Source organism: Streptomyces sp. NPDC059456 (assembly GCF_042750055.1).
In the GTDB taxonomy this organism is placed as follows: domain Bacteria; phylum Actinomycetota; class Actinomycetes; order Streptomycetales; family Streptomycetaceae; genus Streptomyces.
Genome location: NZ_JBHYVA010000576.1, coordinates 1 through 5,594 on the forward strand (window position 1 = coordinate 1; position 5,594 = coordinate 5,594).

At 74.4% G+C, this 5,594-nt stretch carries 5 protein-coding genes and 1 pseudogene; 3 read left to right on the plus strand and 3 right to left on the minus strand.

Going from position 1 to position 5,594, the window contains the following annotated elements:
• Positions 1–139 precede the first annotated feature (139 nt).
• From ACFXA3_RS33790 to ACFXA3_RS33800, 3 genes are all read right to left on the minus strand, one after another.
• The gene (locus ACFXA3_RS33790; protein WP_385193200.1) at positions 140–1,624 is read right to left on the minus strand and encodes a flotillin family protein; all 1,485 of its coding nucleotides are present in this window, start codon (positions 1,622–1,624) and stop codon (positions 140–142) included.
• Between the two features lie 139 nt (positions 1,625–1,763).
• Positions 1,764–1,982 carry a hypothetical protein gene (locus ACFXA3_RS33795; protein ID WP_385193202.1) on the minus strand — a complete coding sequence of 73 codons (219 nt, stop codon included), beginning with the start codon at positions 1,980–1,982 and terminating at the stop codon, positions 1,764–1,766.
• 92 nt (positions 1,983–2,074) lie between these two features.
• The gene (locus tag ACFXA3_RS33800) at positions 2,075–2,983 is read right to left on the minus strand and encodes a DUF3027 domain-containing protein (RefSeq protein ID WP_385193205.1); all 909 of its coding nucleotides are present in this window, start codon (positions 2,981–2,983) and stop codon (positions 2,075–2,077) included.
• Positions 2,984–3,352: 369 nt separating this feature from the next.
• Between ACFXA3_RS33800 and ACFXA3_RS33805 the strand changes: the two genes are divergently transcribed.
• From ACFXA3_RS33805 to ACFXA3_RS33815, 3 genes and pseudogenes are all read left to right on the plus strand, one after another.
• Entirely contained in the window at positions 3,353–4,723 is a 1,371-nt protein-coding gene (locus ACFXA3_RS33805; protein ID WP_385193208.1) for an MFS transporter, read from the plus strand.
• Between the two features lie 113 nt (positions 4,724–4,836).
• Complete coding sequence (locus tag ACFXA3_RS33810; protein WP_385193210.1) at positions 4,837–5,322, plus strand: DUF2771 domain-containing protein; 486 nt, start codon at positions 4,837–4,839, stop codon at positions 5,320–5,322.
• A 13-nt stretch (positions 5,323–5,335) separates the two neighbouring features.
• Positions 5,336–5,594, plus strand: a pseudogene (locus ACFXA3_RS33815) (futalosine hydrolase); the annotation flags it as partial.

Here is a 5,594-nt window from a genome sequence, read left to right on the forward strand (position 1 = left end):
CGTCCACGCCGAGGCCCACGGTGTCGCGGGCGCCGGGCGCGGATGGGGCGAAACCGTGGCGCCGCAGCCGCCCCCCGCTGCCGCCGCCGCGCGGGGGGGGGGCGGCCCCGGGCCCCCGCGGCCCCGCGGACGCGGCGGTCTACGCCTCCGCGATCGGGATCTGGTGGGAGGAGGCCGCGGCGCTGCCGTTCACCGGGGCGGCGGCGGGGGAGGTGGCCCCCGGGGCGCCCGGCTGGGACATCGACGCGAGCAGCTGGCGGGCCAGGCCCAGCCCCGTGCCGCCCATCGTCAGGGCCTTCGCGAACATCTCCGACATGCCCTCGGCGCCGTTGAGCAGCACCATGTGCTCCACGTTCCCGAAGGCCCCGGCGCCCGCCTCCACGATCGCCGGCCAGTTCTCGGCGAGCTGCTGGGCGACGACCGCTTCCTGGTTCTCGGCGAGTGCGGCGGCCCGCGCCTTGATCGCGTCGGCCTCGGCGAGGCCCTTGGCCTTCGCCGACGCCGCCACCGCGAGGCCCTTGGCCTGGGTGGCCGCGGCCTCGGCCTCACCGGTCGCCCGGGTGGCCTTCGCCGCCGCGAGACCACGGGCTTCGGTGGCCGCCGCGTCGGCGGTCGCCGCCGTCGTCACGCGGGTGGCCTCGGCCGCGGCCGCCAGCTCGGTCTCCTTGGCCTTGGCCTGCGCCGCCGAGATCCGGGCGTCGCGTTCGGCCTCGGCGCGGGTGCGGGTCTCGTACGCCGCCGCGTCGGCGGGCTTGCGCACGTCCGCCTGGAGCTGCTGTTCGCGCCGGTGCGCTTCGAGCTCGGCGACCCGGGTCTCCTGGACGACGACCTCCTGGCGGGCCGCGGCCTCCGAGAGCGGGCCCGCCTGGCGGGCGGTCGCGGCGGCCTTGTCGCGCTCGGCCTGGTAGCCGGCCTGGAGGATCTCGCTGTCGCGGGTGGCTTCCGCCATCCGTGCGAACGCGGTCTGCTCGGCCTCGGTGGCCAAACGGTTCGCCTCGGCCTGGGCGATGCGCGCGTCCCGCTGGACGGCGGCCGCGTGCGGCATCGCCAGGTTCTTGATGTAGCCGGTCGGGTCCTCGATCTCGTGGATCTGGAGCGAGTCGACGATCAGGCCGAGCTTCTCCATCTCGGTACCGCAGGCCGCCCGGGTCTGCCCGGTCAGCTTCTCCCGGTCGCGGATCATGTCCTCGACCGTCAACCCGCCCACGATGGACCGCAGATGGCCCGCGAAGACGATGTGCACCCGCTCGGGCATCATCTTCTGCTGGTCCAGGAAGCGGCGCGCCGCGTTCGCGATGGACACGAGGTCGTCGCCGATCTTGAAGATCACGACGCCCTTCACCCGCAGCGGGATGCCCTGGTGGGTCACGCAGTCCACGTTCAGCTGGGTCTCGTTGAGGTCCAGCGACAGCTTGCGCACCGCCTGCACACCGGGGACCACGAGGGTTCCGCGCCCGGTGACGATCCGGAAGCCCATGCCCTCGCCGATGCCCTCGGTGCGGTGCGTGGAACCGGAGATGACGAGTGCCTCGTTCGGTTCGGCCACCCGCCACATGAGCTTGAACAGGCCGACCAAGGCCACTATTGCGGCGAGAACGATTCCCGCCACGACGCCGATAGCCATCGGCAACGCCCCCTTTGTCGCAGTGCCGTTCGACACTGACGAGGGCGAGTGTGCTCCTGTGCGGCCGCGTTAAGAAGATCCTGGCGGAGTCTTGTCGCCATCTTGATACGAAGCACATCCGGGCAGGTGGCGCAGGGCCTCAGTTGTCGTACGCCGCCATCACGTACACCGTGCGCGGCGGCAGGTACTCGACGACGGTCACCACCGTTCCGACGGGCAGCCGGCCCGTGCCCGGGGCGGGATGCGCGAGGAAGTGCTCGGCGCCGCCGCGGATGCGGACGATGACCTCGCCCACCAGACCGGGACCCACCGTCCCGGTCACCCGGCCGTCCAGCCCCACCATGTCGGCTTCCCCCATGCGCCGAGGGTACGCCGCCGGGGCGGGGCCGTCGCCCCGCCGGACGGACGGCCCCGTACGGCCGCGCGTGCCACGAGTGGCCGCCGCGCGTGCTACGAGTGGCCGAGGTCCGCGGCCGGCAGGTCCGCCGAGGGGACCGAGCCGGTGTCGGGGGCCGGGCGCAGCGGGAACTCGTCGGAGGCCATCGAGTCGAGCACCGGCGGGGCCGGGCGCAGCGGCTTCGGCATGACCGCGGCCTCGGAGTGGCCGCCGCAGCCGTACGAGAGGGAGACGAGGTGTCCGTCGGCGGGGCCGAACTCGTTGGCGCAGACGCCGAAGGCCTGGCCCAGCGAGCCGCCGATCGCGACGAGGAACCCGCAGGAGACGCAGGAGGCGGGCGCCGCCTGCGCCATCGGGGTCTTGGCGCCGAAGGACTCGTCCCAGCGGTCGGCGGCGCTGTGCAGCCCGTAGCGCGACAGGACGCGGGCCCGGCGCATGCCGAGCTCCTCGGCGACGGAGGCGATGGAGCCCCGTACGGGCACCACGGTGCGGTCGGTGACGTCGGCGTCCTCGGCCTCGACCAGTTCGGCCATCTCGGTGGAGACGAGCGAGTTCGGCGGCGGCGCGTCCTCGCCGGTGAAGCCCGGCTCCAGCCGCAGGTCGTCGGCGTCGGTGGGCAGCAGGTCGCCGGGGCCCATGTCGCCGGGGCGCAGCCGCTCGCTCCACGGGACCCACTCGGGGGCCAGGAGGGCGTCCTCGCCGGGAAGCAGCACCGTTTCGTCGAGGGTGACGTTCTTGGCGCGGGAGGCGCGGGTCACGGTGACGGCCCAGCGCCAGCCCCGGTAGCCGGGGTCCTTGCACTCGAAGAAGTGCGTGACGACCCGGTCGCCCTCCGCGACGGCGGAGACGTGCTCGCCCACCACTGAGGGAGCGGCGGCTTCCTCGGCCGCCGCGCGGGCGAGGTCTACCGCCTCGGCGCACAGGCGGTCGGGGGTACGGCTTCGCGTCGTCGCAGCACTCACAGGTCTCGTTCTCTCCTACGCCGTCTCACGAGTGCGCCGTCCGTACTGTCGTCCTGAACGACCCGTCGGTCCTGTCCGTACGTGGCGCGGGCGGAGCGGACCAGAGGGCCGCGTCGACGTCCGCACCCGATCGGCCTCGGGCGCACCTACCTGCAATCCATTCTGCGGGATCGCGAAGAGGCGCGCGGCCAAGAGCAACCGCCGGTGGCGCGCTACGCACGCTACCTCCTCCGGCGCCCCGGGCCCACATGCAAGGTCCGATTCGCGGACAAGCCCGCGTGCCGACATCGTCACGACGGCCCGTGGACGGCGACCCGACGGGCGCCCGTAACGCGCCGGGACGGGACCCGGAGGGGTCCGTGGGGCAGTATGGCGGGTGTGGCACCCGTACGGTCGTCCGGCGACGGCTCGGGACCGGCCAGGCGGGCCGGCCGGGCCGTCGGGCGTGCCCTGCAGCGTCCCTTCACCGGTACGGCGCGCGGGATCCGGCGGGCCACGCACGCGCACGGCGCCGGCGAATCGGGGCTCGGCAAGCTGATCGAGCTGCACGCCATCAACGGCGCCGGCGATGTGATGATCACGGTGGCGCTGGCCTCGACGGTGTTCTTCTCGGTCCCCACGGACGAGGCACGCGGCCGTGTCGCCCTGTACCTGGCGATCACCATGGCCCCCTTCACGGTGCTGGCCCCGGTGATCGGCCCGGCGCTGGACCGGCTGCCGCACGGACGGCGGGCCGCGATGGCCTGCGCGATGCTCGCGCGGGCGCTGCTCGCGGTGATGATGTCGGGCGCGGTGGCCACGGGCGGGCTGGAGCTCTACCCGGCGGCGCTGGGCGTGCTGGTCGCGTCCAAGGCGTACGGGGTGGTCCGCAGCGCCGTGGTGCCGCGGCTGCTCCCGCCGAACTTCTCACTCGTCAAGGCGAACTCCCGGGTCACGCTGGCCGGCCTGCTCGCCACCGCGGCGGCGGCGCCCGTCGCGGCGGGCCTGCACACCATCGGGCCTCCGTGGCCGCTGTACGGCGCCTGCGCCATCTTCGTCTGGGGCACGTTCGCGGCGTTCTCGCTGCCGCACAAGGTGGACGAGGCGAAGGGCGAGCGGCGGGCCCGGCTGTCCACGCACGAGCCCCACTCGCGCAAGCCCGGCCTGCGCACGGTGAGTCCGTCGGTCCTGTGCGGTCTGCTGGCGAACGCGTCGATGCGGGCCCTGTCCGGGTTCCTGATCTTCTTCCTGGCGTTCCTGCTGCGGGAGCACCCGCTCGCCGGGCAGAGCGCGGCGGTGTCACTGGGCATCGTGGGCGTCGCGGCGGGCGCCGGGAACGCGTTCGGGACGGCGGTGGGCGCGTGGCTGCGGGCCCGGGCGCCCGAGACCATCATCGCGGCGGTGCTGGCGGCGACCCTGGGCGTCGCGGTCCTGGCGGCGGTGTTCTTCAGCGGGCTGTTCATGGCGGTGCTGGCGGCGACGGCCGGGTTCTGCCAGGCGCTGGCGAAGCTGTCGCTGGACGCGATGATCCAGCGGGACGTGCCGGAGGCGGTGCGGACGTCCGCGTTCGCCCGCTCGGAGACGCTGCTCCAGATGGCGTGGGTGCTGGGCGGCGCGATCGGCATCGCACTGCCGCTGAACGGGGTACTGGGCATGGCGGTCGCCGCGGCCATCGTCGCGGCGGGCACCACCATGGCCTTCCGCGGGCTGCTGTCCTCGCCCCGCCACCACCCGGGCTCCACCCGCCCCCGAGTGGCCTAGGACGGGCCTGCGGGGCGGTGTGCGGGCCGCAGGGGGCGGGCGGCGCGCCGCGCCGCGGGCCACGGACACCCCCGTGCGGCGGCGGAGCCGGGTGGCCCGATAGCCTTCGGCTCATGACCGCACCGCTTTTCTCGGGTAGGGGCCGCCGCAGCGTCGCGGCCCTCGGAGCCGTGTCCGCCGGCCTCCTCCTTCTCTCCGCCTGCGACAAGCCGACGCCGCTGGCGACCGTGACGGTCGGCACGTCGTCGGTGTCCACCGAGGCAGCCTGCTCCGATGGCAAGGAGCTCTCCATGGACAAGGTCCAGGAGTGCCTCACCGACCTGAAGGGCGCCAAGACCGTCGAGTACGGCCGCGGGGACACCCTCCGCATGGGCGTCGAGCCCGAGGTCGTCGAGGACGGCAAGAAGTGGCAGGCCGTCCTCGACGGACAGCCGATCACCGAGCCCTCCTCCAACACCTACCGCAGCTTCCCGGGCGCCGACGTCTTCGCGACCGGCGGCCAGGGCGAGGCGCCGGCCTCGAAGAAGCTGAACATCGTCCAGGTGGCCGAGGACGGCAAGCCCCTCGCCGTCTGGGCCTTCAACCTCAAGCTCAAGTAACCACGTACCGACGGTGCGCGCGCTCATCGTGACCGCGGTGGCGGCGGAGGCAGACTCCGTCGCCGCCGGTCTCACCCCTCATCCGGACCCGGTGACGCCGGAGCCGCGCGCCCTGCCCGGCACCTACCTCCTCTCGCGGCGCGATCTGCCCGGCCTCGCCGCCGACGTGCTCGTCGGCGGGGTGGGGCCGGCCGCCGCCGCGGCCGCCACCGCCACCCCGGACGCGCGGGCCGCCAACACCCCCGGCGTCTGCGCCCGCCACGGCGGCGGGG